Origin of the sequence: Nocardioides sp. CCNWLW216 (assembly GCF_037120545.1) — a bacterium.
GTDB lineage: Bacteria > Actinomycetota > Actinomycetes > Propionibacteriales > Nocardioidaceae > Nocardioides > Nocardioides lianchengensis.
This window is the reverse complement of the sequence record NZ_JBBBBJ010000012.1, coordinates 1-26,745: the sequence shown is the minus strand read 5'-3', so window position 1 is coordinate 26,745 and position 26,745 is coordinate 1. Positions and strand designations below refer to the sequence as shown.

26 protein-coding genes and 1 riboswitch are annotated in these 26,745 nt (G+C 74.6%); of the genes, 7 read left to right on the top strand and 19 right to left on the bottom strand.

Annotation, left to right across the window (positions count from 1 at the left end):
- Positions 1–4: 4 nt before the first annotated feature.
- The 5 genes from V7S47_RS21965 to V7S47_RS21945 all read right to left on the bottom strand — a co-directional run bounded on the left by V7S47_RS21965 (position 5) and on the right by V7S47_RS21945 (position 7,251).
- Positions 5–1,015 carry an ABC transporter ATP-binding protein gene (locus tag V7S47_RS21965; RefSeq protein WP_336563575.1) on the bottom strand — a complete coding sequence of 337 codons (1,011 nt, stop codon included), beginning with the start codon at positions 1,013–1,015 and terminating at the stop codon, positions 5–7.
- A complete protein-coding gene (mmuM, locus tag V7S47_RS21960) occupies positions 1,008–1,841 on the bottom strand; it encodes a homocysteine S-methyltransferase (protein WP_336563574.1) in 834 nt (277 codons plus the stop codon). Before mmuM ends, V7S47_RS21965 begins: the two co-directional genes overlap by 8 nt.
- Positions 1,841–3,481 (bottom strand): ABC transporter permease, encoded by a 1,641-nt coding sequence (locus V7S47_RS21955; protein ID WP_336563573.1) that lies wholly within the window; start codon positions 3,479–3,481, stop codon positions 1,841–1,843. Before V7S47_RS21955 ends, mmuM begins: the two co-directional genes overlap by 1 nt.
- Before the next feature lies 1 nt (position 3,482).
- The gene (locus tag V7S47_RS21950; protein ID WP_336563572.1) at positions 3,483–4,553 is read right to left on the bottom strand and encodes a thiamine ABC transporter substrate-binding protein; all 1,071 of its coding nucleotides are present in this window, start codon (positions 4,551–4,553) and stop codon (positions 3,483–3,485) included.
- A riboswitch (TPP riboswitch) is annotated at positions 4,544–4,651 on the bottom strand. (Overlaps the previous gene by 10 nt.)
- Before the next feature lie 50 nt (positions 4,652–4,701).
- Positions 4,702–7,251: a LuxR C-terminal-related transcriptional regulator gene (locus tag V7S47_RS21945; RefSeq protein WP_336563571.1), complete on the bottom strand. Its 2,550-nt coding sequence runs from the start codon at positions 7,249–7,251 to the stop codon at positions 4,702–4,704.
- An 18-nt stretch (positions 7,252–7,269) separates the two neighbouring features.
- Between V7S47_RS21945 and V7S47_RS21940 the strand changes: the two genes are divergently transcribed.
- Positions 7,270–7,716 carry a GNAT family N-acetyltransferase gene (locus V7S47_RS21940; protein WP_336563570.1) on the top strand — a complete coding sequence of 149 codons (447 nt, stop codon included), beginning with the start codon at positions 7,270–7,272 and terminating at the stop codon, positions 7,714–7,716.
- A gap of 57 nt (positions 7,717–7,773) precedes the next feature.
- Positions 7,774–8,391 carry a helix-turn-helix transcriptional regulator gene (locus V7S47_RS21935; protein WP_336563569.1) on the top strand — a complete coding sequence of 206 codons (618 nt, stop codon included), beginning with the start codon at positions 7,774–7,776 and terminating at the stop codon, positions 8,389–8,391.
- On the opposite strand, the gene V7S47_RS21930 is transcribed toward V7S47_RS21935, so the two are convergent.
- The 4 genes from V7S47_RS21930 to V7S47_RS21915 all read right to left on the bottom strand — a co-directional run bounded on the left by V7S47_RS21930 (position 8,375) and on the right by V7S47_RS21915 (position 12,669).
- Positions 8,375–9,448, bottom strand: a complete 1,074-nt coding sequence (locus V7S47_RS21930; RefSeq protein WP_336563568.1) for an MBL fold metallo-hydrolase — start codon at positions 9,446–9,448, stop codon at positions 8,375–8,377. The two genes, V7S47_RS21935 and V7S47_RS21930, sit on opposite strands and share 17 nt — an antisense overlap.
- A gap of 10 nt (positions 9,449–9,458) precedes the next feature.
- Positions 9,459–10,262: an SDR family oxidoreductase gene (locus V7S47_RS21925; RefSeq protein WP_336563567.1), complete on the bottom strand. Its 804-nt coding sequence runs from the start codon at positions 10,260–10,262 to the stop codon at positions 9,459–9,461.
- A complete protein-coding gene (locus V7S47_RS21920) occupies positions 10,259–11,359 on the bottom strand; it encodes an NAD(P)H-dependent amine dehydrogenase family protein (protein ID WP_336563566.1) in 1,101 nt (366 codons plus the stop codon). The genes V7S47_RS21925 and V7S47_RS21920 overlap by 4 nt, the downstream gene beginning before the upstream one ends.
- A 122-nt stretch (positions 11,360–11,481) precedes the next feature.
- Positions 11,482–12,669 carry an NADH:flavin oxidoreductase gene (locus V7S47_RS21915; protein WP_336563565.1) on the bottom strand — a complete coding sequence of 396 codons (1,188 nt, stop codon included), beginning with the start codon at positions 12,667–12,669 and terminating at the stop codon, positions 11,482–11,484.
- A 47-nt stretch (positions 12,670–12,716) separates the two neighbouring features.
- On the opposite strand from V7S47_RS21915, the gene V7S47_RS21910 reads away from it, so the two are divergent.
- Entirely contained in the window at positions 12,717–13,472 is a 756-nt protein-coding gene (locus V7S47_RS21910; RefSeq protein ID WP_336563564.1) for a putative protein N(5)-glutamine methyltransferase, read from the top strand.
- On the opposite strand, the gene V7S47_RS21905 is transcribed toward V7S47_RS21910, so the two are convergent.
- Positions 13,460–14,347 carry an SDR family oxidoreductase gene (locus tag V7S47_RS21905; RefSeq protein ID WP_336563563.1) on the bottom strand — a complete coding sequence of 296 codons (888 nt, stop codon included), beginning with the start codon at positions 14,345–14,347 and terminating at the stop codon, positions 13,460–13,462. The two genes, V7S47_RS21910 and V7S47_RS21905, sit on opposite strands and share 13 nt — an antisense overlap.
- A gap of 89 nt (positions 14,348–14,436) precedes the next feature.
- Between V7S47_RS21905 and V7S47_RS21900 the strand changes: the two genes are divergently transcribed.
- Positions 14,437–14,997: a TetR/AcrR family transcriptional regulator gene (locus tag V7S47_RS21900; RefSeq protein ID WP_336563562.1), complete on the top strand. Its 561-nt coding sequence runs from the start codon at positions 14,437–14,439 to the stop codon at positions 14,995–14,997.
- Here V7S47_RS21900 and V7S47_RS21895 read toward each other — a convergent pair.
- The gene (locus V7S47_RS21895) at positions 14,994–15,533 is read right to left on the bottom strand and encodes a ribonuclease H family protein (protein ID WP_336563561.1); all 540 of its coding nucleotides are present in this window, start codon (positions 15,531–15,533) and stop codon (positions 14,994–14,996) included. The genes V7S47_RS21900 and V7S47_RS21895 overlap by 4 nt on opposite strands.
- A gap of 38 nt (positions 15,534–15,571) precedes the next feature.
- Complete coding sequence (locus V7S47_RS21890; protein ID WP_336563560.1) at positions 15,572–16,411, bottom strand: helix-turn-helix transcriptional regulator; 840 nt, start codon at positions 16,409–16,411, stop codon at positions 15,572–15,574.
- A 108-nt stretch (positions 16,412–16,519) separates the two neighbouring features.
- Between V7S47_RS21890 and V7S47_RS21885 the strand changes: the two genes are divergently transcribed.
- A complete protein-coding gene (locus V7S47_RS21885; RefSeq protein WP_336563559.1) occupies positions 16,520–17,440 on the top strand; it encodes an SDR family oxidoreductase in 921 nt (306 codons plus the stop codon).
- Here the strand turns inward: V7S47_RS21885 and V7S47_RS21880 are convergent.
- From V7S47_RS21880 to V7S47_RS21870, 3 genes are read right to left on the bottom strand one after another with little or no spacing between them, the layout of a single operon-like run.
- Positions 17,427–18,005, bottom strand: a complete 579-nt coding sequence (locus tag V7S47_RS21880; protein ID WP_336563558.1) for a TetR family transcriptional regulator — start codon at positions 18,003–18,005, stop codon at positions 17,427–17,429. The genes V7S47_RS21885 and V7S47_RS21880 overlap by 14 nt on opposite strands.
- Complete coding sequence (locus tag V7S47_RS21875) at positions 18,002–18,802, bottom strand: glucose 1-dehydrogenase (protein ID WP_336563557.1); 801 nt, start codon at positions 18,800–18,802, stop codon at positions 18,002–18,004. Before V7S47_RS21875 ends, V7S47_RS21880 begins: the two co-directional genes overlap by 4 nt.
- Positions 18,799–19,857 carry an NAD(P)H-dependent amine dehydrogenase family protein gene (locus V7S47_RS21870; protein WP_336563556.1) on the bottom strand — a complete coding sequence of 353 codons (1,059 nt, stop codon included), beginning with the start codon at positions 19,855–19,857 and terminating at the stop codon, positions 18,799–18,801. The genes V7S47_RS21875 and V7S47_RS21870 overlap by 4 nt, the downstream gene beginning before the upstream one ends.
- A 70-nt stretch (positions 19,858–19,927) precedes the next feature.
- On the opposite strand from V7S47_RS21870, the gene V7S47_RS21865 reads away from it, so the two are divergent.
- Positions 19,928–20,593 (top strand): PaaI family thioesterase, encoded by a 666-nt coding sequence (locus V7S47_RS21865; RefSeq protein ID WP_336563555.1) that lies wholly within the window; start codon positions 19,928–19,930, stop codon positions 20,591–20,593.
- A gap of 120 nt (positions 20,594–20,713) precedes the next feature.
- Here V7S47_RS21865 and V7S47_RS21860 read toward each other — a convergent pair whose 3' ends face one another.
- The 4 genes from V7S47_RS21860 to V7S47_RS21845 form a co-directional block, all read right to left on the bottom strand.
- Positions 20,714–22,129 carry a phytoene desaturase family protein gene (locus tag V7S47_RS21860; RefSeq protein WP_336563554.1) on the bottom strand — a complete coding sequence of 472 codons (1,416 nt, stop codon included), beginning with the start codon at positions 22,127–22,129 and terminating at the stop codon, positions 20,714–20,716.
- A 7-nt stretch (positions 22,130–22,136) separates the two neighbouring features.
- Positions 22,137–23,855 (bottom strand): DUF3556 domain-containing protein, encoded by a 1,719-nt coding sequence (locus V7S47_RS21855; protein WP_336563553.1) that lies wholly within the window; start codon positions 23,853–23,855, stop codon positions 22,137–22,139.
- A gap of 101 nt (positions 23,856–23,956) precedes the next feature.
- Positions 23,957–25,153, bottom strand: coding sequence for a helix-turn-helix domain-containing protein (locus V7S47_RS21850; protein ID WP_336563552.1), 1,197 nt, complete (start codon positions 25,151–25,153; stop codon positions 23,957–23,959).
- A complete protein-coding gene (locus tag V7S47_RS21845) occupies positions 25,150–26,061 on the bottom strand; it encodes an alpha/beta fold hydrolase (RefSeq protein ID WP_336563550.1) in 912 nt (303 codons plus the stop codon). The genes V7S47_RS21850 and V7S47_RS21845 overlap by 4 nt, the downstream gene beginning before the upstream one ends.
- Before the next feature lie 19 nt (positions 26,062–26,080).
- On the opposite strand from V7S47_RS21845, the gene V7S47_RS21840 reads away from it, so the two are divergent.
- A complete protein-coding gene (locus V7S47_RS21840) occupies positions 26,081–26,650 on the top strand; it encodes a TOPRIM nucleotidyl transferase/hydrolase domain-containing protein (RefSeq protein ID WP_336563549.1) in 570 nt (189 codons plus the stop codon).
- The last annotated feature ends 95 nt before the right edge of the window (positions 26,651–26,745 follow it).

Genomic DNA, 26,745 nt, shown 5'->3' with positions numbered 1-26,745 from the left:
GAGGTCAGTGTAAGGACTGTTCCCCACCGACGCCCGTTCGCAGGACTGCGAGGCGGGACACATCCACGTCCAGGCGGACGCTCTCCCCCACCGCCGGGTGGTGGTCGAGGTCGGCGACGGCGTCCACCTCGCCGACCCCGGCGACGTCCACCACGAGGCGCACCTGCTCCGGCGTGGCCCGCGCGGAGCGGACGGTGCCGGTGAGCGGACCGGTCGCCGCCACGCTCAGCGCGGAGCGCCGTACGGCGACCGCGGGGGCCGTCGGTCGACCTGCGGCGGCCAGCACGGCGGTGGCCGCCGGGCCGGTCAGCACCCGGGCGTAGCCGAGGAAGAGCGCGGTCGCGGGGTCGGCCGGCGCGCGCCAGACCGCGGCGATCTCGCCCTCCTGCACCAGCGCGCCGTCGCGCATCACCGCGAGCCGGTCGGCGACGGTGAAGGCCTCGTCGTGGTCGTGGGTGACCATCAGCGCGGTGGTGCCGGCGGCGCGCAGGATCCGCCGCAGGTCGCCGGCGAGCCGCTCGCGCAGGCCGGCGTCGAGGGCGGACAGCGGCTCGTCGAGCAGCAGCAGCCGGGGCTCGACGGCCAGGGCCCGGGCCAGGGCGACCCGCTGCCGCTCGCCGCCGGAGAGGGTCGCGGGCAGGCGGTCGGCGTACCCGGTGAGGCCGACCAGCTCCAGGAGCTCGGCCACCCGGGCGGCGCTGTCCCGGACGCGCCGCAGCCGCAGCGCGTAGCCGACGTTGCGACCGACGCTCAGGTGGGGGAAGAGCTGGCCGTCCTGGAACATCAGCGCGAACCCGCGCTTGTGCGTCGGCACCCGGGCCAGGTCCTGGCCGTCCCAGGCGATCCGCCCGGCGCTCGCGGGCTCCAGGCCGGCCACGGCGCGCAGCAGCGTGGACTTGCCGCTCCCGGACGGGCCGAGGACGGCGAGCACCCCGCCGTCGGGCAGGGCGAGGGAGACGTCGCGGACGGCGGGCACGCCGTCGTAGGCGACCGAGACGCCGGTGAGCTCAAGCACCGGCGGCCAGCCCGTCGGCGAGGGCGCGGATGTCGGCCGGGCCGACCCGGCAGCACCCTCCGACGTACGACGCCCCCGCGGCGACCCAGGCCCGCGCCAGCTCGAGCGGCACCCCGCCGGCGCCGACCCAGGCACGTGCGACCGGGTCCCAGTCCTCGCCGCGGTTGGGGTACGCGACCGCGGGCAGCCCGGTGGCGGCGACCGCCGCCCGGACCGCCCCCAGCACGTCGGCCGGGCGGGCGCAGTTGACGCCGGCGGCGACCAGGACCCGGCTGCCGGCGAGCACGCCGTACGCCTCGGCGAGCGGCTGGCCGGCGCGGGTGCGGTCGCCGTCGACGCTGTAGGAGAACCAGGCGGGCAGGCCCGCGTCCTCCAGCAGCGGCACCAGCACCTCGGCCTCCTCGGCGTCCGGGACGGTCTCGACGGCCAGCAGGTCGGGCTCCGCCTCGACGAGGGCCGCGACCCGGCGCGCGTGGAAGTCGCGGAGGGTGGCGGTGGGGACGCCGTAGCGGCCGCGGTACTCGGAGCCGTCGGCGAGCGAGGCGCCGTACGGGCCGACGGAGGCGGCGACCAGCAGGCCCTCCTCGTCGCGCTCGTCGCGCACCGCCCGGGCGAGCCGGACGCTGCGGCCGAGCAGGTCGTCCGGCGCCTGGTAGCTCGCGGTGGTGGCCACGGTCGCGCCCGCGTCGTAGTAGGCGCGGTGCACCGCGGCGATCTCGCCGGGGGCGTCGACCAGCACGCGGGCGGTCCACAGGTCGGAGGAGAGGTCGTGGCCGCGGTCCTCCAACGCGTTGGAGAGGCCGCCGTCGAGGATGGTGGTGCTCATCAGAAGGCTCCTACGGAGGGCACCCGGAGCCGCTCGACGAGCAGCATCACGAGCGCGGTGGTGGCGGCGAGGACGACGGAGGCGGCGAGGGCCATGCCGTAGTTCATCGCACCCGGGTGGCCGATCAGCCGGAAGATCACGATCGGGACGGTCGGCCGGTCGTCGCGGGCGAGGAACGACGTCGCGCCGAACTCCCCCAGCGAGACGGCGAAGGCGAAGCCGGCGGCCGCGAGCAGCGGCTTCCAGATCACCGGCAGGTCGACGGTCAGCGCCGTGCGCAGCGGTCCGGCGCCGAGCGAGGCGGCGGCCTGGCGCTGCCGGTCGTCGATGCCCTGCAGGACCGGCACCAGGGTGCGGACCACCAGCGGGAGCGCGACCAGCGCCTGGGCCACCGGCACCAGCAGGGCCGAGTCGCGCAGGTCGAGCGGCGGCCGGTCCAGGGTGATCAGGAACCCGAAGCCGACAGTCACCGCGGAGACCCCCAGCGGCAGCATGAAGAAGCCGTCGAGGGCCGCGCGCACCCGCCGCTCGCCCCGCGAGCGCGACCGGCGGGTGACCACGACGCCGACCAGCAGGCCCAGCAGCAGCGACATCCAGGTGGCGTCGACCGCCGTACGGAGGGAGAAGGCCAGCGCCTCGGTCACCGGGACCAGCAGCGCCTGCTGGTCGCCGGTGCCGCCCAGCGCGCGGTAGTTGCCGAGGCTCCACTCCCCGTCGACCTGCAGCGAGCCGGCGACGAGGGTGAGCACCGGGACCCCGACGAAGAGCAGGAGGAGGACGGTCGCCGCCAGCACGGGTACGTCGGCCAGCCGCGGCCGGCGTGGCCGCGCCACCACCCGGGACACCCCCGGGTCGGCGACCGCCCGGAGCCGGCCCGCGACCGCCAGCAGCACGCTGACCACCACCAGCTGCAGGATCGACAGCGCGGCCGCCGCCTGCAGGTCGAGCAGGTTGGTGGTGAGCAGGTAGATCTCGGTCTCCACCGTCGCGTAGCGCAGCCCGCCGAGGGTCAGCACGACCCCGAAGCCGGCCGCGCAGAACAGGAACACCACGCTCGCCGCCGACACGATCGCCGGCCGCAGCGCCGGGAGGGTGACCGTCCGGAAGACCTGCACCGGGCTCGCGCCGAGCGCGGCCGCCGCCTCCGCCGGCCGCTGGTCCAGCGACTCCCACGCCGACCCGACGACCCGGATCACCACCGAGACGTTGAAGAAGGCCAGCCCCAGGATCACGGCCACCGGCGTGCCGTCCAGGCCGAGGGAGCCGAGCGGCCCCGACTCCCCCAGCAGCTGCTTGAACGCCACCCCCACGACCACGGTCGGCAGCACGAACGGCACCAGCAGCACCGCCCGCAGCACCCGCCGCAGCGGGAACGCCAGCCGGTGCAGCGCGTACGCCGCCGGCAGCCCGAGCCCCAGCGACAGCAGGGTCGCGGACGCGGCGAACCAGGCCGTGTTGCCCAGCACCCGTCGTACCCGGGGGCGGGTGAGCACCTCGGCCACGGCCCCCGGGTCGAAGGTGCCGTCGGGCCACAGGCCGCGGGCGAGCATCCCGCCGACCGGCAGCACGAAGAACACGCCGAGCACCAGCACCGGCCCGAGGGCCAGCGCCAGCAGTCCCGTGGCGCGTCTGAGGGTCATGTCAGCGGCTGGTGACGTCGCTCCACTCGCGCAGCCATTCGTCGCGGTTGGCGTCGATCTCGGCCGGCTCGACCTCCAGCGGCGCGGTCGGGCGCTTCGCGAAGGTGGCCCAGTCGGCGGGCAGCTCGGCGGCGGCCGAGACCGGGAAGACGTACATGCTGTCGGGCAGGGCGGCCTGGACCTCGTCGCTGAGCAGCCAGTCGACGACCTGCTCGGCGCCGTCGGGGTTCTCGGCGCCGGCCAGCACGCCGGCGTACTCGACCTGCTGGAAGCAGGTGTCGAGCAGCGCGCTGGTCGTCGTACCGCCCTCGCCGTCGACGGTGAACGCCGGCGACGAGTCGTAGGACACGACGATCGGCCGGTCGCCCTCGCCGCCGCCCTGGGTGAAGTCGACCTGGTAGGCGTCCGACCAGCCGTCGGTCAGCTTGGCGCCGTTGGCCATCAGGTCGGCCCAGTAGTCGGGCCAGGCGTCGCCCTTCGCGGCGATCGTCGCGAGCAGGAAGGCCATGCCGGGGGAGCTGGTGGTGGCGCCGGGGATCACGAAGAGGTCCTGGTACGCCGGCTTCGTCAGGTCGTCGAGCGTGGCCGGGGCGGGGACACCCTGCTCGGCGAACCAGGTGTCGTCGACGTTGACGCACACGTTGCCGGAGTCGACCGGCGCGAGGACGCCGTCGTCGCCGGGCAGCGCGAAGGCCTCGGCCCCCTCGGGAAGGGTCGGGGCGTACGGCGCGAACACCCCCTCGTCGACGGCCCGCGAGGCGAAGGTGTTGTCGACGCCGAAGGCGACGTCGCCGGTCGGGCTGTCCTTGGTCAGGACCAGCTTGTTGGTGAGCGTGCCGGCGTCGCCGGCGGCGCGCACGGTGAGGGTCAGGCCGGTGTCGGCCTCGAACGCCTCGGTCAGCTCCTCGGGCAGCGCGAAGGACTCGTGCGTGACCAGCACGACCTCGGTGGGCGTCGCGCCGTCCCCGCCGCTCGCCTCGTCGTCACCCCCGCCCAGCGAGCAGGACGCGAGCAGCAGGCTGCCGAGGGTGGTGACTGCGAGCGCCTGGGCGCGCGCACGGGTGCACTTCATTCCGGACTCCCTTCGCCGGTGCTAACCGGAGCAGGTTCGAGGGTCTGCGGCTCTTCCGCACTCTCAGCACGCTCGCGCGTGCTCCCCTGTCGTGAGACGCCAGCGTAGAGCAGCCCTGCCGCCGGCCGGCACCGGGACCGAGGGGCGGTCAGTCGACCAGGCCGACCTGGTAGGCCCGGCGTACCGCCTCGGCGCGGTCGCGGGCGCCGAGCTTGCGGTAGATCGAGGTGGTCTGGGTCTTCACCGTGTTGACCGAGACGAACAGCTCGCGGGCGGTCTGCTCGCGCGACAGCCCGCGCACCAGGCAGGCCAGGACGGCAGCCTCGCGGGGCGTGAGCGCGGGCAGCTCCGCGACCACGTCGTACGGCGAGCGGACGGCCGCCTCGGCGAGCATGGACCCGACCTCGGCCAGGACGGGGACGCGGTCGGCGTAGCGGTCCAGGAAGCCGGCGGGCAGCCGGGAGAACGGCAGCACCAGCCGCTCGCGACGGGCCGCGAGCACGGCGCTCTCCAGCCCCGCGACGACCGCCGCGTCGGGGTCGGCGGCGTCGTCGCTGCGGCACCACGCCGCCAGCAGCAGGGCGTCGACGCGGAGCGGCGCGAACGGGTGGTCGGTGGCCAGCACCGGCTCCAGCAGGTCCAGCGCCTCCTCGTGGTGGCCGCTGACCCGGGCCAGCCGCGCCCGGGCGAGCGCGACGAACACCGAGGACGGGTCGAGCTCGCCGAGCAGCTTGGCGGCCACCGTCGTCCGGCCAAGGGAGGTGCAGAGCTCGGCCTCGCACGCGCCGAGGAGGCCCTGCAGCCACGGCATCGCCGAGCGCGGACCCGGCTGGGCCCGGGCCGTGGCCAGCTCGGCGCGCAGGGTCGACCGGCCACCCCAGGCCAGGGCGTGCTCGGTCTCCACCAGGAGCGCGAACGGCCAGAGCTCGTCGCGGGCCGACACCTCCTCGCGCAGCCCGGCGAGCTCGGCCCGGGCGGTCGCGGCGTCGAGGCGCCGGACCGCCTCCGCGGCCCGGGCGACGTGGGCGCCGTAGTCGAGGAACTGGCCGTGCCGCGGGGTGGGCCGCCGGGACCCGGTCCAGCGCTCCAGCCACCCGGTGGCCGCGCTGCGGTCGCCGTGCAGGGCCGCGCAGAGCGCCAGCTTGCCGGCGGCCTCACCGGTGAACGGGTCGCCGGGCGCCTCGTCGGCGAAGACCGCCCGCTGCAGCACCGCCGACGCCGCGGCGGTCTCGCCGGCCAGGAGGCGGGTGGTCCCGGCCTGCAGCGCGGCCCGTCGTACGACGGCGGAGGCGGAGCCGAGCTCCGGGGAGCGCCCAGGGTCCAGGACGAGCTCGATCCGGTCGGCCAGCCTCCGCGCGTCGTCGAGCCGGCCCTGCCGGCGGGCCCCGGCGGCCAGGAGGGTGAGCAGCTCCAGGACCTGCCCGGACCGCGAGCCCCGAGCACGCTCCACGAGCTCGTCGTCCGGCCAGGCGAGGAGGTCGGCGACCAGCGTGCGGGTCGCCTCCGACTCCGGCACCGTCCCGTCCGCGAGGACGAGCTGGCGCCCGACCTCGACGAGCGGGTGCCCGGCCAGCTCGGCGAGCGGCACCTGCGCCAGCGCCACCACGAAGGCGGTGGGGTCCTCGGCGAGCATCGGCCACCAGTGCTCCTCGGCGATCCGCACCGCCGTCGGCCAGGACTGCCCGGCCACGGCCTGCTGCAGCGCGTGCAGCGGCTCGCCCTCCTCGCGCCAGTACGACGCCACCGCGTCGTGGACGGCCGACGCGGGGCCGAGCGCGGCCGCGTCGTACTGCTCGCGGAAGGCGTCGCGCATCAGCGGGGGCAGCCGCACCAGCGGCTCGCCGTCGCTGACCATCGGGTCGAGGATCCCGATCGCCTCGAGGGTGATCCGGGCCGTGTCGTCGAGCGGACCGGTGGCCGCCAGCACCGCGCGGTAGGTCGGCCGCTCGACCAGCGCCGCGCGGCAGGCCGCCGCCCGGGCCGAGGGCGGCAGCACGGGGATCAGGTTGGCCCGCAGGAACCAGGCGACGTGTCGGCCCGACCAGGCGGTGACCGGGGTCCCCGAGCGGTCGGGCAGCGACTCCAGGCCGGTGCGGACCAGGGCGGGCCAGCCGCCGACCGACTCCCGGATCGCCTCCGCCTCGGGCTCGCTGAGGGCGAGGCCGTGGAGGGCGGCGAGCTCACGCACCTCCTCGCGGGTCATCTGCATGTCGGCGAGCGCGAGCACCCGGGTCTCGGCCTCGAGCAGCGCCTTGGACACCGGGTCGAGCCGGCGCCGCAGGCAGGCCACCAGGTGCACCTCGCGGCAGTCGCGCACCACGTCGACGAGCGCGTCGCCGATGGCGGCCAGCACCGGCTCGGCGTTGTTGAGCACCAGCGCGACGCGGCGGTCCAGGCCCTGCAGGGCCCGGCGCAGCCGGCGCAGCGTCGCCGCGTCGTCCTCGAGCGGCTCGAGGCCGGCGTGGCGGGCCAGGGCCGCGACCACGTCGGACGGCTCGTCCACCTCGCCGTCGAGCCAGAGCACGTCGTGGCCCTGATCGCGGGCGCGGGCGGCCCACTGGACGGCGAGCACCGCCTTGCCGGCACCCGACGGCGCGAGCAGCACGGTCACCGGCGCCCACCGGTCCAGCGCCGCGAGCAGGCGCGGTCGGGTGAGGAAGTCGGGGTTCACGCGCGGCAGGGGTGCAGTCGTCGGCATCGGTCCCATCATCCCTCTGTGAGACTCCTGCTCGTGGAGATCCGGGTGCTGGCCTTCGACGACCTCGACGTGCGGACGGCGTACGACGTCTGGCGGTTGCGGCAGGAGGTGTTCGTCGTCGAGCAGGAGTGCGCCTATCCCGACCTCGACGGCCGCGACACCGAGCCCGCGACGCGGCACGTGGTGGGGCTGCGCGACGGCGCCGTCGCGGGCTACCTGCGGGTCCTGGACGACGGCCCGGTGGCCCGGGTCGGCCGGGTGGTGCTGGCCCGCTCCGCCCGCGGCCAGGGCCTGGCCGACCGGCTGATGACGGCGGCCCTCGAGGTCGTCGGGGAGCGGACCTCGGTGCTGGACGCCCAGGCGCCGCTGGCCGGCTGGTACGGCGGCTTCGGGTACGCCGTCGACGGCCCCGAGTTCCTGGAGGACGGGATCCCGCACCTGCCGATGGTGCGACCGCACCCATGAGGGTGAGGTGCCGACCATTCGCCGACATCTGACGAACCCAGGCCCGAGAATCACCCGGTGACCGCACATGACGACCTCGGGGCCGGCGCCTTCGGCAGCTACACCTGGGACGTCCACGCCGACGAGTGGACCTGGACCGACGAGGCGTTCCGTCTGCACGGCTACCGACCCGGCGAGGTGACCCCGTCCTTCGACCTCTGCCTGCGGCACAAGCTCGCCCCGGGCCGGGCCCGGGCCGAGCGGGTCCTGGCGCGCGCGACCGTCCCGGGCCTCCGCTACAGCAACCACCACCAGATCGTGGACGCCACCGGCCGCGTGCGCGTGGTGGTCTCGGGCGGGGTCACGGAGCGCACGCCGAAGGACCGCCTGGTGATGCGCGGCTTCATGGTCGACGTCACCGCCCAGCACGCCCCGGTGACGACCGCCCTCGACCAGGCCGCCGACATCCTGCGGACCCTCTCCCGCCGGGAGCGGCAGGTGCTCGCCCTGGTCGCGGCCGGACGCACCAACGAGGAGATCGCCGCCGAGCTCTTCGTGGGCGTCAGCAGCGTGAAGACCTACGTGCGCACCGCCTACCGCAAGATCGGCGTCACCCGGCGCAGCCAGGCGGTGGTGTGGGCCCTGGCGAACCAGGCCCAGCTCGCCGACCCGGGCCCGGTCAGCCCGCAGCCGTGAAGACCACGCCGTCGTCGCCCTCGGCCCGGGTGGCGCGGCCCTGCGCGACCAGCAGCTCGAGGTGGGCCTTGGTCTCCATCGAGGCCATCCCCTGGCTGAACAGGTCGAGCTCCGGGTAGGTCCGGTCGTGCCGGGTCCAGGGCAGCTCCTGGGCGACCACGTGGGCGGTGCGCGGACCGCCGGACAGCGAGGCCAGGCTCAGGTCGAGCCGGTGCTCGTGGAAGGCCAGCAGCTCGTCGACCCGCGCGTGCGAGGACGGCGCCACCGGGCCGTGGGCCGGCAGGATCCGCAGGTCGGGCAGCGCCCGGACCTTGGTCAGCGAAGCCATGAAGTCGCCCAGGGGCAGGGTCTCCGGCGGCGGCACGGTGAAGCCGATCGACGGGGTGATCGTGGGCAGCACGTGGTCGCCCGCGAAGAGGAGGCCGTCCTGCTGGTCGGCGTACACGTAGTGGCCGGGGGTGTGGCCCGGGGTGTGCACGGCGTCGAGGGTGCGGGCCCCGACCTCGATCCGGTGGTCGCCCTCGAGCCAGGTCGTCGGGAAGGCCCAGATGCTGGTGTCCGGCTGGTCGTCGCCCTGCATGGCGACCCACTGGTCGGCCACCTCGCGCGCCCCGGCCGTGACCAGGACGTCGACGAACGGGTTGTGGTCCAGCGCCTCGTCGTTGAGCAGCTCCAGCGCCGGCTTCTCGCCCACCCCGAGCGCCACGTCCGCGCCGTACTCGCGGCCCAGGACGGTGGCCAGCGTGAAGTGGTCGCGGTGCACGTGGGTGACCAGGAATCGGCGGATGTCGCCGAAGCCGTAGCCGACCTCCTTCAGGCACCGGTCGAGCAGCTCGCGGGCCTCGGTGATCGCCCAGCCGCCGTCGACGAGCGTGAGCCCGTCCGGGGTCTCGACGACGTAGACGTTGATCGCCTTCAGCCCGTCCATGGGCAGCGGCAGCGGGATCCGGTGGATGCCCTCGGCGACCCGCCAGGCCCCCTCCGCCGACCAGTGCGTGCCGGAGTCCGGCGAGATCGCGTGGGCGGTCGACGTCCCGGGGTCTTTACCTGTGGCCACGCTTCGGACCTTACGGTCCGACGTCCGGGAACCCGAGGTCGAGGGTGGGCTGCTGGATGCCGCCGTCGACCTCGAGCAGCTTGCCGGTGACGTACTGGCCGGCCTTCGAGGCGAGGTAGAGCACGCCGGCGGCGATGTCCTCGGGCTCGCCCACCCGCCCGAGCGGGGTCTTGGTCTCCAGCTGGCCCATCAGCTCGGGCTGGCCCGCGACGAACTCCAGCGCGCTGGTGAGGATCGAGCCGACGTAGATGCCGTTGACCCGGATCCGCGGCGCGAGGTCCTGCGCGGCCATCTTGGTCCAGTGCGCGAGGGCGGCCTTGGCGGTGCCGTAGGCGACGAAGCCGCGGTCCGCCGTACGGCCCATCATCGAGGAGATCGTGACGATCGACTTCTGGCCTTGCTCGTCCTTCAGCATCAGCGGGACGGCGGCGACGCTCAGCGCGTGCGCGGTGGTCACGTTGAAGCTGAACGCCTCGTTGAGGAAGTCGTTGCTGGTCTTCAGGAACTCCTGCGGGAAGGTGCCGCCGACGTTGTTGACGACCGTGTCGAGGCGGCCGAACTCGTCGTACGCCGCCTGCGCGAGGTCGGCGACGGCGTCGAGGTCGCTGAGGTCGGCCGGGACGACGAGGCAGCGGCGGCCGGTCGCGCGGACCTGCTCGGCCACCCGGTCGAGCTGCCGCTCGGTGCGCGCGGAGATGAGGACGTCGGCGCCGGCCTCGGCCAGCGCGATCGCGGTGGCGGCGCCGAGGCCGCGGCCCGCGCCGGTGACGATCGCGACCTGGTCGGTGACGGAGAAGCGGTCGAGGATCGTCATCGGGCCACCAGCCCGCGGCCGGCGACCAGCGGGAGGTCGATGGCCCGGACGATGCCGGGCTTCGCCGCGACGACCGCCGGGAGCGCGTTGATGATCCGCTGGGCGGTGGTGATCATGCCGCTGACGTTGTGGTCACCGTGCTCGCCGTGGTGGGTGAAGTCGACCTGCATCATCGGCTCGCCGGTGATCCGGACCCGGTAGCCGCCGTCGCCGCCGGCCGGGGGCTTCTCCCACTCGGGGACCTGGTCGGGGTCGGTGCGGGTGATGTGCTCGAGGACGACCCGCGCGACGCCGTCGACCTTGCCGATCACCTGGAAGCGGACCGCCCCCATCGTCCCCTTCTTCACGTCGCCGCTGACGCTGTCGGTGTCCCACTCGGCCTCGCGGCGGTCGACCTCCTCGGTGAGCGGCTCGTCGAGGGTGATGTCGAGGGCGGCCGCGATCTGTCGTACGACGCTCCCCCACGCCATGCCGAGGATGCCCGGGGCGAAGATCGCGCCCACCTGGTCCATCGGCCGACCGAAGCCGAACAGGTCGCCCATGACAACGGGCTGGTAGTAGGTCGAGTAGTCGCAGATCTCCAGGACCCGCACCTCGTCGATGCGCTGGCTCAGGGACGTCATGACGATCGGCAGGATGTCGTTGGCGAAGCCCGGGTCGATGCCGTTGATGTGCATGCTGGCGTTGCCGCGCGCGCAGGCGTCCTCGATGCGGGCGATGAACTCCGGCGGCAGGATCTGCTCGGGCCACTGCAGCAGCACCGGGCCGCTGGAGGTCACGTTGATGCCCGCCTCGACGAACCCGATGAGGTCCTCGATGCACTCGAAGACCCGGTCGTCGGCCATCGCGGTGTGCACGATCGCGTCCGGCCGCAGCGCGATCAGCTCCTCGCGGTCCGTCGTGGCGGTGACCCCGAGCTCGCGGCCAAGGTCGGCCAGGATCCCCGCGTCCTTCCCGTGCTTGTCGGGGTTGCTCACCCAGACTCCGACCAGCTCCAGGTCGGGGTGGGCGTCGATGCCCTCGATCGCGTGCCGGCCGATGGTGCCGGTCGACCAGACGACGACCCGCAGGGGCTTCTCGGGGATGACCTGTGACATGTCTCGCAATGTAGAACACGTTCTAAATTTGCGGTAGGGGCGTCCCGGCGGCCGTGCTGTAACGCGATGTTCGCCGCACTAGGTACGCGCTGCAGCGCGTACCTAGTGCGGCGAACATCGCGTTACAGCCGGACCGGGTCCGGGGCGATCACCGGGCAGCGGGTCCCGCTGTAGATGGTGGGCATGCAGCGGTTGCAGTGGATGCAGACGCCGGAGACGGCCTGCTCGGACTGCAGCCGGTTGACCAGGTCGGGCTCGCGGAGGACCGCGCGGCCCATGGCGACGAACTCGAAGCCGTCGGCCATGGCCTGCTCCATGGTGTCGCGGCGGTTGATGCCCCCGAGGAGCATCAGCGGCGTCGACACCGCGGAGCGGAACTGCAGGGCCTTCTCACGGAAGTAGGCCTCGTGGAAGTCGTAGGTCTTGATGAAGTTCTTGCCGATCGGGGTCCGCATGCCGAGGCGCACGGGCAGCGGCATCGAGGCCGCGAACTCCTTGACCGGGGCGTCGCCGCGGAAGAGGTACATCGGGTTCATCAGGGAGCTGCCGCCGCTCAGCTGGAGGGCGTCGAGGGTGCCGTCCTCGTCGAGCAGCTGCGCGAAGGCGATGCCGTCCCTCGTGGTCACGCCGCCCTTGAAGCCGTCGCTGACGCTGATCTTGGCGGTCACCGCGACCTCGTCGCCGACCTCGTCCCGTACGGCGCGCGCCACCTGGCGGGCCAGCCGGGCGCGGTTCTCCAGCGAGCCGTTCCAGGAGTCCTTGCGGCGATTGAGGCCCGGGGCGAGGAAGGACGAGATCAGGTAGCTGTGGGCCATGTGCAGCTCGAGGACGTCGAAGCCGGCGCGGACCAGCAGCCGCGCGGTGGCGACGTACGCCTTCGTGACCCGGGTCAGGTCGGCCTCGGTCGCGGACCGCACCATCTGCATCGACAGCGGGCTCGGCATCGGGCTGGCCGCGATCGCCCGGACCCCGTTGGAGCGGCCGTTGGCGACCGGGCCGGCGTGGCCGACCTGGCCGGCGATGGCGGCGCCGGTCTCGTGGATCGCCTCGGTGAGCCGGGCCAGGCCGGCCAGCGAGTGCTCCCCCACGACGATCTGCTCGCGGTGGGTGCGACCCTCGGGCGCGACGGCGAGGTAGGCCACGGTCGTCAGGCCGATCCCGCCGCGGGCCACCGCGAGGTGGTAGTCGATCAGCCCGTCGGTGACCTGCCCCTCGGGCGCCCGACCCTCGAAGGTCGCGGCCTTGACCGTGCGGTTGCGCAGGGTGACCGGGCCGAGCCGGGCCGGGCCGAACACGTCGGGGGTCGTCACGGCCGGACCGTAACTCCGGACGCGCGGCGGGACGGGATGATGTCCCGGTGATCGAGTCCCGGCTCCGCGCCGCCGGCTGCGTGTTCGCCGAGGAGGAGGCCGCGCTGCTGCGCGCCGCCGCGCGCGACGACGCCGATCTCGAGCGGCTGGTCGCCGCACGGGTCGACGGGACGCCGCTGGAGGTGCTGGTCGGCTGGGCGGAGTTCTGCGGTCTCCGGATCGCCGTCGACGCCGGCGTCTTCGTGCCCCGGCAGCGGACGGCGTACGTCGTCGAGCTGGCGGCGGTGGGCCTGCGCGCCGGTGACGTGGTGGTGGACCTGTGCTGCGGGACCGGGGCGGTCGGGGCGGCGCTCGCGGCCGCCGTACCGGGGCTGGAGGTGCATGCCACCGACGTCGAGCCCGCCGCGGTCGCCTGCGCCCGGCGCAACCTGCCGTCGGAGCGCGTCCACGAGGGCGACCTGTACGACGCCCTGCCGGACGCCCTGCGCGGGCGGGTCGGCGCGCTCGCGGTGAACGCGCCGTACGTGCCGCACGACGCGATCGCGCTGATGCCGCCCGAGGCCCGCCTGCATGAGCCGGCGGTCGCCCTGGACGGCGGGCCGGACGGCCTGGACGTGCAGCGGCGGGTGGTCGCGGACGCGGGCGGGTGGCTGGCGCCGGGCGGCCGGCTGCTGATCGAGACCGGCCTGGCCCAGGCGCCGACCACCCACGCCCTGATGACCGCGGCCGGACTGACCGCGACCATCCACCGCGACGACGACCGCGAGGCGACGGTCGTCGTCGGGGTGGCTCAGCCGAAGTAGGGACTCCCGGGGGCCAGGTCCTCGGCCAGGGTCGGACCGGTGGGCGTCCAACCCAGCAGCTCCTGCGTGAGCGCGCTCGAGGCCGGGGCGTCCATGGCGAACATCCGGCCGATCCAGCCCAGCTCGTCGGGGTCCGCGACCGGGGCGACGGGCAGACCGAGACCCGCGCCGACCAGCTCGGCGATCGTGCGGTGACTGACCGCCTCCTCGCCGACGGCATGCAGCACCGAGCCGGCCGGCGCGGACTCGACCGCCAGTCGGAAGAGGCGGGCCGCGTCGCTGCGGTGCACGGCGTTCCAGCGGCCGCTGCCGTCGGCCGGGTAGCCGGACTCGCCCCGCTCACGGGCCGCCGCGACCAGCGCGGCCACGAAGCCGTGGTCGCCGGCGCCGTGCACGGTCGGCGAGAGCCGGACGACGGACCCCCGAACCCCGCGCTCGGCGGCGGCCCGGACCAGGTCGGCGGTCTCCGCGCGCGGGTGCCGCGGACCGGAGAGCCCGTCGCGCTCGGTCGCGGGTCGGTCGGTGGGGCCGAGGCCGAGGGTGCCGCTGGCGACGGCCAACGCCTTGCCGGTGCCGGCCAGGGCGTCCACGAACGTCTCGATCGCCGCCCGGTCGGCCTGCAACGCGGGCGTCATGTCCGAGAAGTCGTCGTGGATGAAGGCCAGGTGGACGACGGCGTCGGCCTCCTGCGCCCCGGCCCGCAGGGCGTCGAGGTCGGCGAGCTCGCCGCGCCGCACCTCGGCGCCGGCGGCGACGAGAGCGCCGGCCGAGGAGTCGGAGCGGGCGAGCGCGACGACCTGGTGGCCGACGCCGAGGAGCTCGGGGACGACGGCGGAGCCGATGAAGCCGCTGCCGCCGGTGACGAAGACACGCATGGTGGAACCTCCGGAAGAGTGATGTCAGGTGCTGACATCACCACGGTAGCGCACCCATGTCAGGCACTGACATCACGTACGATGGCGTCATGGGTCGCTGGCAGCCGGACGCGTGCGGACGCCTGATGGCCGCGGCCCTCGAGCTGTACGACGAGCGCGGGTTCGAGCAGACGACCGTGGCCGACATCGCCGAGCGGGCCGGCGTCACCGAGCGCACCTTCTTCCGGCACTTCGGCGACAAGCGCGAGGTGCTCTTCGACCGGGACGGCGGCCTGCAGACCGCCTTCGTCGAGGCCCTGGCCGCTGCCCCCGCGGACGCCGACCCCTGGACCGCGCTGGCCCCCGCACTCGCCGCGGGCTGCGACTTCCTCGCCGACCGCCGCGACCACGCGCGCCGCCGCCAGCGCGTCATCGACGCGACCCCCGGCCTGCAGGAGCGCGAGCTGCTGAAGCTGGCGACCCTGACCGCGGCCCTGACCGCGGGCCTGCGCGAGCGCGGGCATTCCGAGCTGGCCGCCGGAGTCGCGGCCGAGGCCGTCGTGGGGGCGTTCCGGGTCGCCTTCACCCGCTGGATCGACCCCGCCGAGGACCGCGACCTCCGCACCGTCGGGCGCGCCGCGCTGGCCGAGCTGCGCGCGGTCGTCGCCTAGAAGAGCGCGTCGTCGCCGACCGGGCGCGCCGGCGGCGCCTCGGAGCGACCGGTGCTGCCGCCGTCCTTCGCGGCCGCGACCGCGAGCCGGTCGACCAGGTCGTTCATCCGGTTGCCGGAGTGCCCCTTGACCCACTGGAAGGCCACGTCGCCGCGAGCCTCGACGAGGTCGACGAAGGGCTCCCACAGGTCGCGGTTGGCGACCGGCTGGCGGGCGCTGTTGGTCCAGCCGCGGGAGCGCCAGCCCTTCCACCAGGCGTCGCGGAAGCAGTTCACGACGTAGGTCGAGTCGCTCACCACGAGCAGCGGACCGTCGAGCGAGCGGACCGCCTGGTAGGCGGCCATCACCTCCATCCGCTGGTTGGTCGAGGGTGCCTCGGCGCCACTGGCCCAGACCGCCTCGTCGAGCGCCCACGCCCAGCCGCCCGGCCCCGGGTTGCCGGCGCAGGCGCCGTCGGTGAACACCTCGCGCGCCCCCTCGGGCACGGGCATGGCGGGCTTGGCGGGGCGGGAGGTACGACGGGTCCGGGGCGGCATGGCCGACACCCTCACACACGGCGCCGACGGGGCCGCGCTCAGGTGAGCGTGGGGGCGCCGAGGACCGCGAGCAGCTGCAGCCTCTCGTGGCTCTCGCTGCCCGGGGCGGCGGTGTAGACGAGCAGGTGGTGGCCCTGGTCGGGGTCGACCAGGGTCTGGCAGCTCAGCTCCAGCAGGCCGACCTCAGGGTGGACGACGCGCTTGACGTCGCCGGGCCGGAGGCCGACCTCGTGGAGCTGCCACAGCTCCCGGAACTCCTCGCTCCGCTCGAGCAGCAGGTCGGCGAGCTGCGCGGCCCGCGAGCCGGGTCCGCGGGCGGCGACGATCTCGCGGAGACCGGAGGCGTAGAGCCGGGAGTACGACGCGTGCTCCTCCGACGGCCGCAGCTCGCGCGCGGCGGGGTCGGTGAACCAGCGGTAGCCGAGGCTGCGCGCCGGACCGACGTACCTGGTCGTGTCGCCGGTGAGGGCGACGCCCATGGGGGTCTGGCGCAGCGTCTCGCCGAGCTCGGTGACGACCTCGGCGGGGGTGTCGACGAGCCGGTCCAGGATCCGCAGCAGGCCGGGGCTGACGTGCTCGCTGGTGCCGCCGCGGGCCGGGGGCCGGTGCCCGGCCAGCCGGAACAGGTGGTCGCGCTCGTCGAGCGAGAGGTGCAGGCCCTGGGCGATCGAGGCGATCATCTGCTCCGACGGCTGCGGGCCGCGCTCGCGCTCGATCCGGGCGTAGTAGTCGGTCGACATGTGGCACAGGACCGCGACCTCCTCACGCCGCAGCCCCGCCGTACGACGGCGCCGGCCGCGGGGCAGCCCGACGTCCTCCGGCTGCAGGGACTCGCGACGGTGGCGGAGGAACTCGGCCAGCCCGGCTCGATCGATCACCCCACCTTCCTACCGTCTCGCGGATCGCCCAGCCACGGATCGTCAGGCCGTGGTTGCGGTCGCCGGGGCGACGCAGGCTCGTGGCACACCCCGACCCGAGGAGCACCCATGCCCGACCCGACCGTCCCCGATCTCACCGGCCACCGCGTCGTCCTCACCGGCGGGAGCGACGGCGTCGGCCTCGGCCTGGCCGCCCGGTTCGCCGCCGGGGGCGCGGACCTGGTCCTGCCCGTCCGCAACCCGGCCAAGGGCGAGGCGGCGCTCGCCCGGATCCGCGAGCAGCACCCGGACGCACAGGTCTCGCTGCGCGAGCTCGACCTGTCGTCGCTGGCCTCGGTCGCGCGGCTCGGCGCGGTGCTGCAGGAGGAGGGCGCGCCGATCCACGTCCTCGTGAACAACGCCGGGGTGATGACCCCACCCAGCCGTCGGACGACGGAGGACGGGTTCGAGCTGCAGCTGGGCATCAACCACCTCGGTCACGCCGCCCTGGTCGGCCACCTGCTGCCGCTGCTCCGCGCCGGGCGGGCCCGGGTCACCTCGCAGGTCAGCGTCGCCGCGGCCCGGCACGGGGTGCACTGGGAGGACCTGCAGTGGGAGCGCGGCTATCACGGCGGCCGGGCCTACGCGCAGTCCAAGATCGCCCAGGGGCTCTTCGGCCTCGAGCTCGACCGCCGCAGCCGGGCCGCGGGCTGGGGCGTCAGCAGCAACCTCTCGCACCCCGGGGTCACGCCGACCAACCTCCTCGCCGCGCAGCCCGGGATGGGCCGTTCGCGCGACACCGGCTCGGTGCGCCTCATCAGGATGCTGTCGCGGATCGGCCTGACCGGCACCGTCGCGACCGCCCTGCAGCCGGCCCTGCTGGCCGCGACCGCACCCGACGCCGGCGGCCGGTTCTTCGGCCCCAGCGGGCTGGGCGGCCTGCGCGGGACGCCGGCCGAGCAGGAGCTCTACCCGCCGCTGCGCGACCCGGACGAGGCCGCCCGGGTCTGGGAGGTCACCCAGGACCTGACCGGGGTCAGCCTCGGCTGAACCCGTCGAGCGCCTCGGCGGTCAGCTCGTGCAGGGTGCGACCGGTCTCCCGGGTCAGCCAGTGCTCGTAGGCGTGCTCGGCCGCGGCCAGCGCGACCCGCACCCGCAGCCCGGGCTCCAGGTCGGCCTCGGCGTCCAGGCCGAGGCGCTCGGCGACCAGCACCACCAGCCGGGCGCGCTCGTCGTCGTCGAGCAGCGAGGCCCGTCGTACCCGGGCGGGGGCGGAGGCCATGGCCCGGCGCCAGAGCGCGATGGTGTCGGTCTCGTCGGCGAACTGCTCGGTACGGCGCAGGATCGCGGCCGCCAGCGCGGCCGGGACCGGCTCGGCGGCGGGCCGCTCGGCGAAGTTCTCGACGATCGCGGCCCGGCCGACGCGGAGCGTGCCGACCAGCAGCTGGTCCTTGCTGCGGACGTGGCGGAAGAGCGTCGAGAGCGAGATGCCGGCCGCGGCCGCGATCTCGTCGACGGGCACCGCGTCGAAGCCGCGCTCAGCGAACAGCTCCAGCGCCACGCGGTCGACGTGGGCGCGGAGGTCGGCGCGCTGGCGCTCGCGGAGTCCGGTCACGCCGGCTCCAGCGGCGGCACGGGTACGGCGATCGCTGGCGCCTCGACTCCCCCGTCGACCTGGAGCACCTTGCCGGTGACCCAGGCGGAGGCCGGCGAGGCGAGGTAGAGCGCCGCGCAGGCGATGTCGAGCGGCTGGCCGGGGCGGCGCATGGGCGTGCCGGCGACGTACTCCTCGCGCAGCGCGTCGTCGGTCAGCACGACGTCGAGTCCCTTGGTGGCGACGCCGCCGACGCTGATCGCGTTGACCCGGACCCGTGGGGCGAGCTCGGAGGCCAGGTTGCGGGTCATCATGTTCAGCGCCGCCTTGGCGGTGCCGTAGGCGACGAACGCGGTCTGCACCATGTCGGAGGAGCGCGACGACACGTTGACGATCGCTCCCTCCCCCACGGTGTCGACCATCGCCCGGGCGGCGGCCTGGCTGAGCAGGAACGGCGAGGTGACGTTGAACCGCAGCGCCTTCTCGAACATCCGCTCGCTGGTCGCCATCGCCGGGCGCGGACCGGTGCCGCCGGCGTTGTTGACCAGCACGTCGAGACGGCCGTACGTCGTGACCGCCTGCTCGACGAGGCGGTGCAGCTGCGCGGTCTCCATCACGTCGGTCCCGACGACGTGGGCACGCCGGCCGGTGGCCTCGACCTCCGCAGCGACCTGCTCCAGGTCGGTCAAGGTGCGCGAGGCGAGGACGACGTCGGCACCCGCCTCGGCGAGGCCGACCGCGATGCCGCGGCCGATGCCCTGGCTGGCCCCGGTCACGACCGCGACCTTCCCGTCGAGTCGGAACTGGTCGAGGATCACCTGCCCACCTCCGGCGCAGCGCGGCCCGCGATCAGGGGCAGGTCGAGGTAGGTCCTCACGCCGGGCGCCGCGGCGACGACGTACGGGATCGAGCTGACGCAGTGGTTGGCGGTCGAGACCACGCCGGGGTTGCGGACCAGGCCGGCGGCGACCGACTCGGGCTGCAGGCCCTTGAAGGTCAGCAGCACCGTCGGGTCGCCGGTGACCTCGACCTCGAACCGCTCGCCCTCGGGGCCGAAGGTCCAGCCGGGATCGAGGTCGTCGGTGCCCATCAGCCAGTTCACGGCGGCGGTGACGACCGGCTCGCCGTCGACCAGCGCGTCCCAGTGGAAGCGGCGGGCGGCGACCTGGCCGGGCTGGATGACGCCGATCGGGGTGTCGATCGGCTTCGCCGCGACCGCGACCTCCTGGGTGGTGCGGATGTCGTGGCCGGCCGCGAAGCCCATCTCCGCGACGACCATCCGCACCGACGCCTTGAACCCGCCGGAGAGCAGGCCGGCCATCGGGCTGTCGTACGCCTCCTGAGGCGTGCCGCCGAAGCCCATCACGTGCCGGACGACGTCGGGGGCGTTGTAGGTGCGGATGTCGGAGAACTCCTCCGCCCGCACGTGGGTGACCCGCTGCGAGAGCGAGCTGGCCATCAGCGGGAACCGCTCGGTGATGCCGCCGGGGTGGATGCCGGTGCCGTGCAGCGTCGTACCGGCCTCGGCGCAGGCGGCCTCGATGCCGACCACGCGCTCGGGGTTGGGGTAGATCCAGCCGACCGGGGTGACGACGTTCTTGCCCGAGCGCAGCAGGGCGATCACCTCGTCGTCGTTCGGGACCAGCGGCGAGTACACGACGACGTCGGCCTCGGTCGCCAGGATCTCGTCCTTGCTGGTCGTGGCCGCGACGCCGAGCGGGTCGCCCCCGATCAGCTCGCCGACGTCCTTCCCGTGCTTGGCGTCGCTGTGCACCCAGCACCCGACGAGCTCGAGGTCGGGGTGCGCGAGCACGCCCTGGATGGCGGCGACGCCCACGCCGCCGGTCGCCCACTGGATCACCTTGATGGTCATGGGGTCAGTGACCTCGATCCTGGGAGTCACTGTCAAGATCGAAGTGGCTGTCATATGGCACCCTCCCGCCATGAGCAGCCCGGCCCACCACGTCGCGTACTTCCCGGTCGAGGACCTGCCCACCGAGGAGGTCGACCGCCAGGAAGAGCTGTACGGCGGGCTCGCCGACGCGGTGCGCTCGCTGGTCGACCTGGCCCTCGACGTGGACGCCCCGCCGGCCGTCCTCGCCTCGGCCCAGGCGTCGCTGGAGGCGGTGACGGCCTCGCTGCGGGTCGCCCGGACCGACGGTCCGCTGGGGGTCCGGCACAACGGCCGGGGCCGGACCTGGAGCTGGGGCAACGCGGTCATCGGGCCCCGCAACGCGACCGCACCGCCGCTCCTCGTCGAGCGGCCGGACCCGTCGGGACCCTGCACGGCCTCGGTCGTGCTCGGTCCCGCTCACCAGGACGAGCCGGGCGTCCTGCACCCCGGCGCGGCCGCGAAGATGCTCGACCACCTGATGGGCGTGGTCGCCGCCGACGGGCGGCGGCTGACCATGACCGGCCGGCTGACCCTCACCCACCACCGGCCGACCCCGCTCGGTCCGGTGTCGCTGGCCGGGTGGATCTCGGGCGAGGAGGGCAGCAAGGTCTTCGTGCACGCCGAGCTGTCCGACGCCGACGGGGTCAGCGTCGAGGCGGACGGGGTCTTCGTGATCCCGCGCTGGGCGCGGGAGGCCTCTACCGAGGCTGGTTGAGGTGCGAAGGCGCCCAGCGCCTGAGCCTCGCAACCCGTCTTGCCGACCTTCGGTCCCGATCGAGACCGAAGGTCGGGTCACCGGGTTTCGAGGCTCTCTTCGCTCACACCTCAACCAGCGTCAGGACAGGTACGCGAGCGCGCGCTGGGCGGCGCGGTAGCCGCACATGCCGTGCACGCCGGCGCCGGGGGGCGTGGCGGAGGAGCAGAGGAACATGCCGGGGAGGCCGGCGTCGTACGGGTCCTGCTGGAGCGAGGGGCGCAGGACCAGCTGGCGCAGGTCGTTGGCCCCGCCGGCGATGTCACCGCCCACGTAGTTGGGGTTGTACGACGCGTAGCCGGCCGGCGTGGTGACGTGGGTGGCGACGACGGTGTCGCGGAAGCCGGGTGCGAACCGCTCGACCTGGTCGAGGACGGCGTCGGTCGCGTCGCCGTCGTAGCCGTGGGGGACGTGGGCGTAGAGCCAGACCGGGTGCAGGTCGCCGGCGGAGCGGGTGGGGTCGGCGAGGTACTGCTGGCCGACCAGGACGAACGGCCGCTCCGGCATCCGGCCGCGCACGACGGCCGCCTCGGCCGCGGCGGTCTCGGCCCCCGACCCGCCCAGGTGGACGGTGCCGGCCCGACGGGCGTCGGGGTTGGTCCAGGGAATGCCGCCGCGGACGGCGAGGTCGAGCTTGTAGGCGCCGGGGCCGTAGCGCCAGCGGCGGTAGGCGCGGGCGCGACGGGTGGGCAGCCGGTCGCCGGCGATGCGCGCGAACGCGTCCGGGGTGGTGTCGAAGAGGGTGGCGCGGGCGGGCGGCAGGTCGGCGAGCGAGCGGACGGTCACGCCGGTCTCGATCGTGCCGCCGAGCGAGCGCAGCAGCGAGGCGAGCGCGTCGGTGATCGCGCGGGAGCCGCCCTCGGCCACCGGCCAGCCGTGCGCGTGGCCGGCGGCGATGAGCATCGAGCCGACAGCGGCGGTGCCGAGCCCGGACAGCGGTCGGTACAGGTGGGCCGCGCACCCGAGGAACAGCGCCTTCGCCTGCTCGGTCGAGAACCGCCGCGCGAGCAGCGTCGCGGGCAGCCCGGCGCGGAGGCCGAAGCTCGCCATCAGCAGCGGGTGGTCGGGCCAGCGGACGATCGGTCCCAGCACGTCCTGGGCTAGCTCGTCGAGATGGTCGGCGAGGGGCTGGAAGGTCTGCAGCCACCGGCGCCCGTCCGCGCCCAGCCCGATCGCCGTCTGCGACAGCCGCTGGTGCATCACCCCCGCCGTGCCGTCGTCGAGCGGGTGGACCAGGTCGACCTCGGGGTGCTTCCAGACCAGGCCGTGGTCGGCGAGCGGCAGCGAGGAGAGGTACGGCGACGCCAGCGCGAACGGATGGATCGCCGAGCAGACGTCGTGCAGCAGCCCCGGCTCGGTCAGCTCCGCGGTGCGGGTGCCGCCGCCGATCTCGTCGTACCCCTCGAGGACCTGGACGGTGTGGCCCTCCTGCGCGAGCGCGACGGCGGCGGCGAGCCCGTTGGGCCCCGAGCCGACGACGACCGCGTCGAGTGTCATGCGTCGATCATGCCGGGTCGCTGGTGGTGGCCTGCTGGTGGTGGACCGTCAGCGGCAGGTCCCAGTCCCAGGGCTGTCGGCTGATCATGTCGGCCACCCTCACCTCGCCGCGCTCGAGCTCGCCGAGGGCGGGGTCGACCAGCCGGTACTGCTGGGTCTGCCGGTGGATCGGCTGGGCGTGCAGCAGCACGATCCGCACGTCGCCGGGCTCGAAGCCGCAGCGCTGCTGGAGGGCCTCGATGAACTGCTCGTTGTGCAGGTGCCCGTCGCCGAAGTTCCAGCCCAGGACGACGCCCGCGACCACCTCGCCGTCGATCGGCAAGTAGCGCTCGTGGTCCGGCCCGCAGGCCCGCGGGATCAGCCCGAACAGTGCCCGGCCGTGGCTGTGCAGGGTGCGGAAGGCGTAGCCGGTGAACAGCGGCACCTCCGCCTGCTCCTTGCCGTAGATGTTCTCCAGCGTCACGTGCGGCAGCGGCGTCGCCTTGACCGTCCCGGCCTCCAGCTTGTCGAGCGCCTCGGGCGTGAAGCACCAGAACGACGTGTCCCAGTTGCCGGCGTAGTAGCGCATCGCCGGCAGGAACGAGACCTGCTGCGGGAGGAGGTTGCCGACCACGACGGTGCCGGCCGCCGCCCCCACCAGGAGTACGACGGGCAGCGGGTTCGTCAGGTCGCCGACGCCGAGCGCGGCGTCGTGCACGAAGAGCACCCCGATCGCGTAGATCATGAAGACGTTCCACTCCAGCGGCACGCCCATCGGGAAGCTGGTGAGGATGTTGAGGTGGAAGGCGATCATCACGACCGCCGCCACCGCCGTGAGCGCGCCGCCGTCGGAGAGCAGCAGCACCAGGGGCACGCCGAACTCGACCGCGGTGCTGACGTGCGCGACCAGCGTCGTACGACGGGACGGGCGCAGGTCGTCGGGGAAGCTGCGGTGCCAGCCGCGCTTGATCCGGCGCGAGCGCAGGATCGGCGAGTTGCTCAGCATCGCCTGGACGACGAACGGGAAGTGGTGGTTGAGCTTGGACGTCGCGGCGCCCCACCAGATCACCACCAGCACCAGCTTGGCGGCCACGATCCCGTCGACCAGGCCCCCGTCCATGATCAGGAAGGTCACCGCGATCGTCGCGTAGACCTCCGACCGGGCGGCCAGGAAGATCACTTTGTCGCGCAGTCCGGCCAGCACCAGTACACCGAGCACCAGCGCGACCCGCTCCCCCGGGACGAGCGTGCCGTCGGCCAGCAGCGCCCAGACCGTGGAGGCGAGGAGGGCGGCGTACAGGACGACGTCGAGCGGCGTCCGCGTCGTACCGGCCGTCAGCGGGACGCGGCCCGGCCAGGGTGGCAGCCGCATCGTCGTGGGCCGCAGCCAGTAGAGGAACGAGCCCATCGGTGGGGAGAACCGCAGGTTGAGCGGGCCGAAGCCGCAGCCCAGGCCGAGCACCTCGAAGAGCAGGGTCCAGAGCACGACCTTCTGCAGGACGACCGGATCGGCCCACCAGTCGGCGACGTCGGTGAAGCCGGTGACCGTGTCGGTGCTGAGCGCGAAGAGCATCGCGCCCAGGACGTAGAGGCCGATCTTGACGACGTACATGAGGAACACGACGTCGGGGGTCCCGAAGCCGATCTCGGCGACGTGCCGCTGCAGCGGCCGGACCCGCTCGTTGCGGGTGCCCACGGACCAGGCGGGGAGGTCGAGGTCGGGGAGGTTCGGCTGCAGGAAGCCCATGGGCCCACTGTGGGACGGGCGGTGGTGCGCCACCAGCGGCGGCGAGCATGAAGTTCGGGGCCGGTCTTGTGCTGGCGGCACAAGGCCGCGGTACGGCGGACTCAGCCGAGCACGGCGGACCCCAGCAGGTGGCAGGCCCGGAGGGCGACCTCGACGTCGAGACGCCGCTCGGAGAGGGGGCGGCCGCGGGCGGCCTCGGCGCGTCGTACCCGGTACTGGACGGTGTTGCGGTGCAGCAGCAGCTCGGCGGCGGCGCCGGTGTGGCTGCCCTGGTGGGTCAGCCAGACCCGGGCGGTCTCGCGGAGCCGGGCGTGCGGCTCGTCGTCGATCGCGAGGTCGCCGAGGACGGCGCGGACCCAGTCGCGCAGGGCAACGGGGTCGGCCCGGAGCAGGGCGACCAGACCGACGTCGGCCGCGGTGGTCAGCCGCGCCCGGCGCGCCGGGGGTACGGCGAGCGCCACCGAGGCGGCCTGCCGCGCCTGCTGGTGCGTCCGGCGGAAGCCGTCGACGCCCGCGGCCGGGTCGCCGACGGCCAGCCACGGGCCGTCGTTCTCCCACACGAGCGGTCCCGGGGACGGCAGCCAGGCGTGCACCGTCCACCCGTCGGCGGGCAGCACCAGCGGCGCCCGCGCGCAGCCGGCCCGCTGAGCCAGCCGGGTCACCGCCCGCTCGAGCCGGGGCAGCGGGTCGTCGGTGCCGGCGTCGTACCAGGCGGCCACGCCGACGTGGGTGCCGCGCAGCGGGTGTCCGAGCTCCTGCTCGGCGCGGTCGACGTCGACCGGGCCGCCGCCGACCAGCGCCGCGACGGTCGCCGCCCGCGCGGCCGAGCGGCGCTGGACCCAGGCGTCGCGCTCGGCCTGGTGGACCCGGACGACCTGCTCGGCGAGGCCGTCGATGTAGGTGAAGCTCGCCGTCGTCAGCTCGATGGTGACCCGCAGGACGGTCTCGGCGTCGGCCCCGGAGCGGGCGATCCCGGCCAGCACCCGCTCCTGGAACGCGGCCTGCCCGAGCCGGTAGGCCCGCAGCAGCGAGCTCACCGGGACGCCGCGCTGGGCGAGCAGACGGGCGTAGGCGATTGCGCTGGCGGGGGCGTCCTGGCCCGGGGCGACCTCGCCGCGCGCGAACCGCTCGAGGCCGCTGCGCACGTTGTCGCCGACGCTGGTGCGCAGGAGGTCCTCCAGGACCCGGTCGCCGCCGAGCTCCGGGATCTCGCGCAGCATCTGGGCGACCACCTCGTCGGTGCGCAGGTCGGCCTCCGGCAGCATCGCGGCCGCGGTGGCGGCGACCAGGTCGCTCATGTCGCGAGGAACGGTGTCTCGAGGAAGTGGGCGACGAGCCTGTTCACCACGTCCGGCTGCTCGACCTGCAGGAAGTGGCCGGCGTCGACGACCCGCTCGACGCGACTGCCCGCCGGCAGCTTGGCCACCAGCCCGTCGGCGAAGCCGGGCTCGAGGCAGCCGTCGTCGGCGCCGTGGAGGTAGAGGGTCGGGACGGTCGGTGTGCCGTCCCACGTCTGCTTCCAGCCGGCGTACGACGACGGGACCCGCCAGGGCGCCCGGATGGCCCGGTAGTAGCCGACCGCGGCGGCCCGGTTCGCCGGCCCCTCGAGCGCGGCGAGCACGTGCGGGAGGTCCGCGCCCGCGTCGTACCCCGGCGACCAGTCGCGCCAGAGCTTGGCGACCTCGCGGTCGAGGAACCGCTCGGGGAGGAGCGGGAGCTGGTGCCAGCCGATGTACCAGCTGTGCCGGGCCTGGCGGGCCAGCAGCCGCGGGCTGCGGCTGTCCATGGTCGCCAGCGGCGGGACGGCCATCGCGACGACCCGCTCGTACGGCGAGTCCGGGTGGGCGCCGAGCGCGTGCGCGGTGATGGCGCCCCAGTCGTGACCGACCAGCACGGGATCGCTCCCGGTCCAGCCGACCGCCTCCGGGATCGCCGCCGCGTCGGCCATCAGCGCGGCGACGTGGAAGCAGCCGTCGTCCGGCACCGCGCTCGGCGCGTAGCCGCGGGTGTGCGGCGCGACGACGCGGAGCCCGCGACGGGCGAGGAACGGACCCAGGTGGCGCCAGGTGTGGGCGGTGTCCGGGAACCCGTGCAGCGCCACCACCAGCCGCCCGTCCGCCGGGCCCCAGGCCAGCGCCTCCAGCGTCACGCGCGGCAGGCGCAGGGTGAGCCGCTCGGGCTCGTCGCGCGCGTGGCGGCCGGTCATGGGGGGCAATCTAGAGCGCGTGCCCCCTTCCGTCACGGCCAGCGTGCTGCTGGTCGAGGGTGCCTCCGACGCGGCCGCGCTGCACGGGGTGGCGGCCCTGCTCGGCCGCTCGCTCCCCGCGGAGGGGGTGTCCGTCGTGGCGATGGGCGGGGCGACCAACGTGGCCCGCCACCTGCTCGAGCTGCCGGACGGCGTCGCCGTCGGCGGCCTGTACGACGCCGCCGAGGAGCGGTTCTTCCGCGGCGGGCTGGAGCGGGCCGGGTTCGGCCGGGTCGCGGACGCCGCCGACCTGGAGGCGCACGGCTTCTTCGGCTGCGACCCCGACCTGGAGGGCGAGCTGGTCCGCGCCCTCGGCCTCGAGCAGGCCCTCCGCGTCGTCGCCGCCCAGGGCGAGCTGTCGTCGTTCCGCGTCCTCCAGCGCCAGCCCGCTCAGCGGGACCGGACCGTCGAGCAGCACCTGCACCGGTTCCTCGGCACCCGCTCCGGCCGCAAGGCGCAGTACGCCGCCGCGCTCGTCGCCGCGCTCGCCGTCGACGCCGTACCGCTGCCGTTGCTGGGGGTGCTGGGGGTCGGTCCGCCGCAGCTGTAACGCGATGTTCGCCGCACTAGGTACGCGCTGCAGCGCGTACCGAGTGCGGCGAACATCGCGTTACAGCTCGGCGGCCGCGGCCCCGGGTCAGCCGC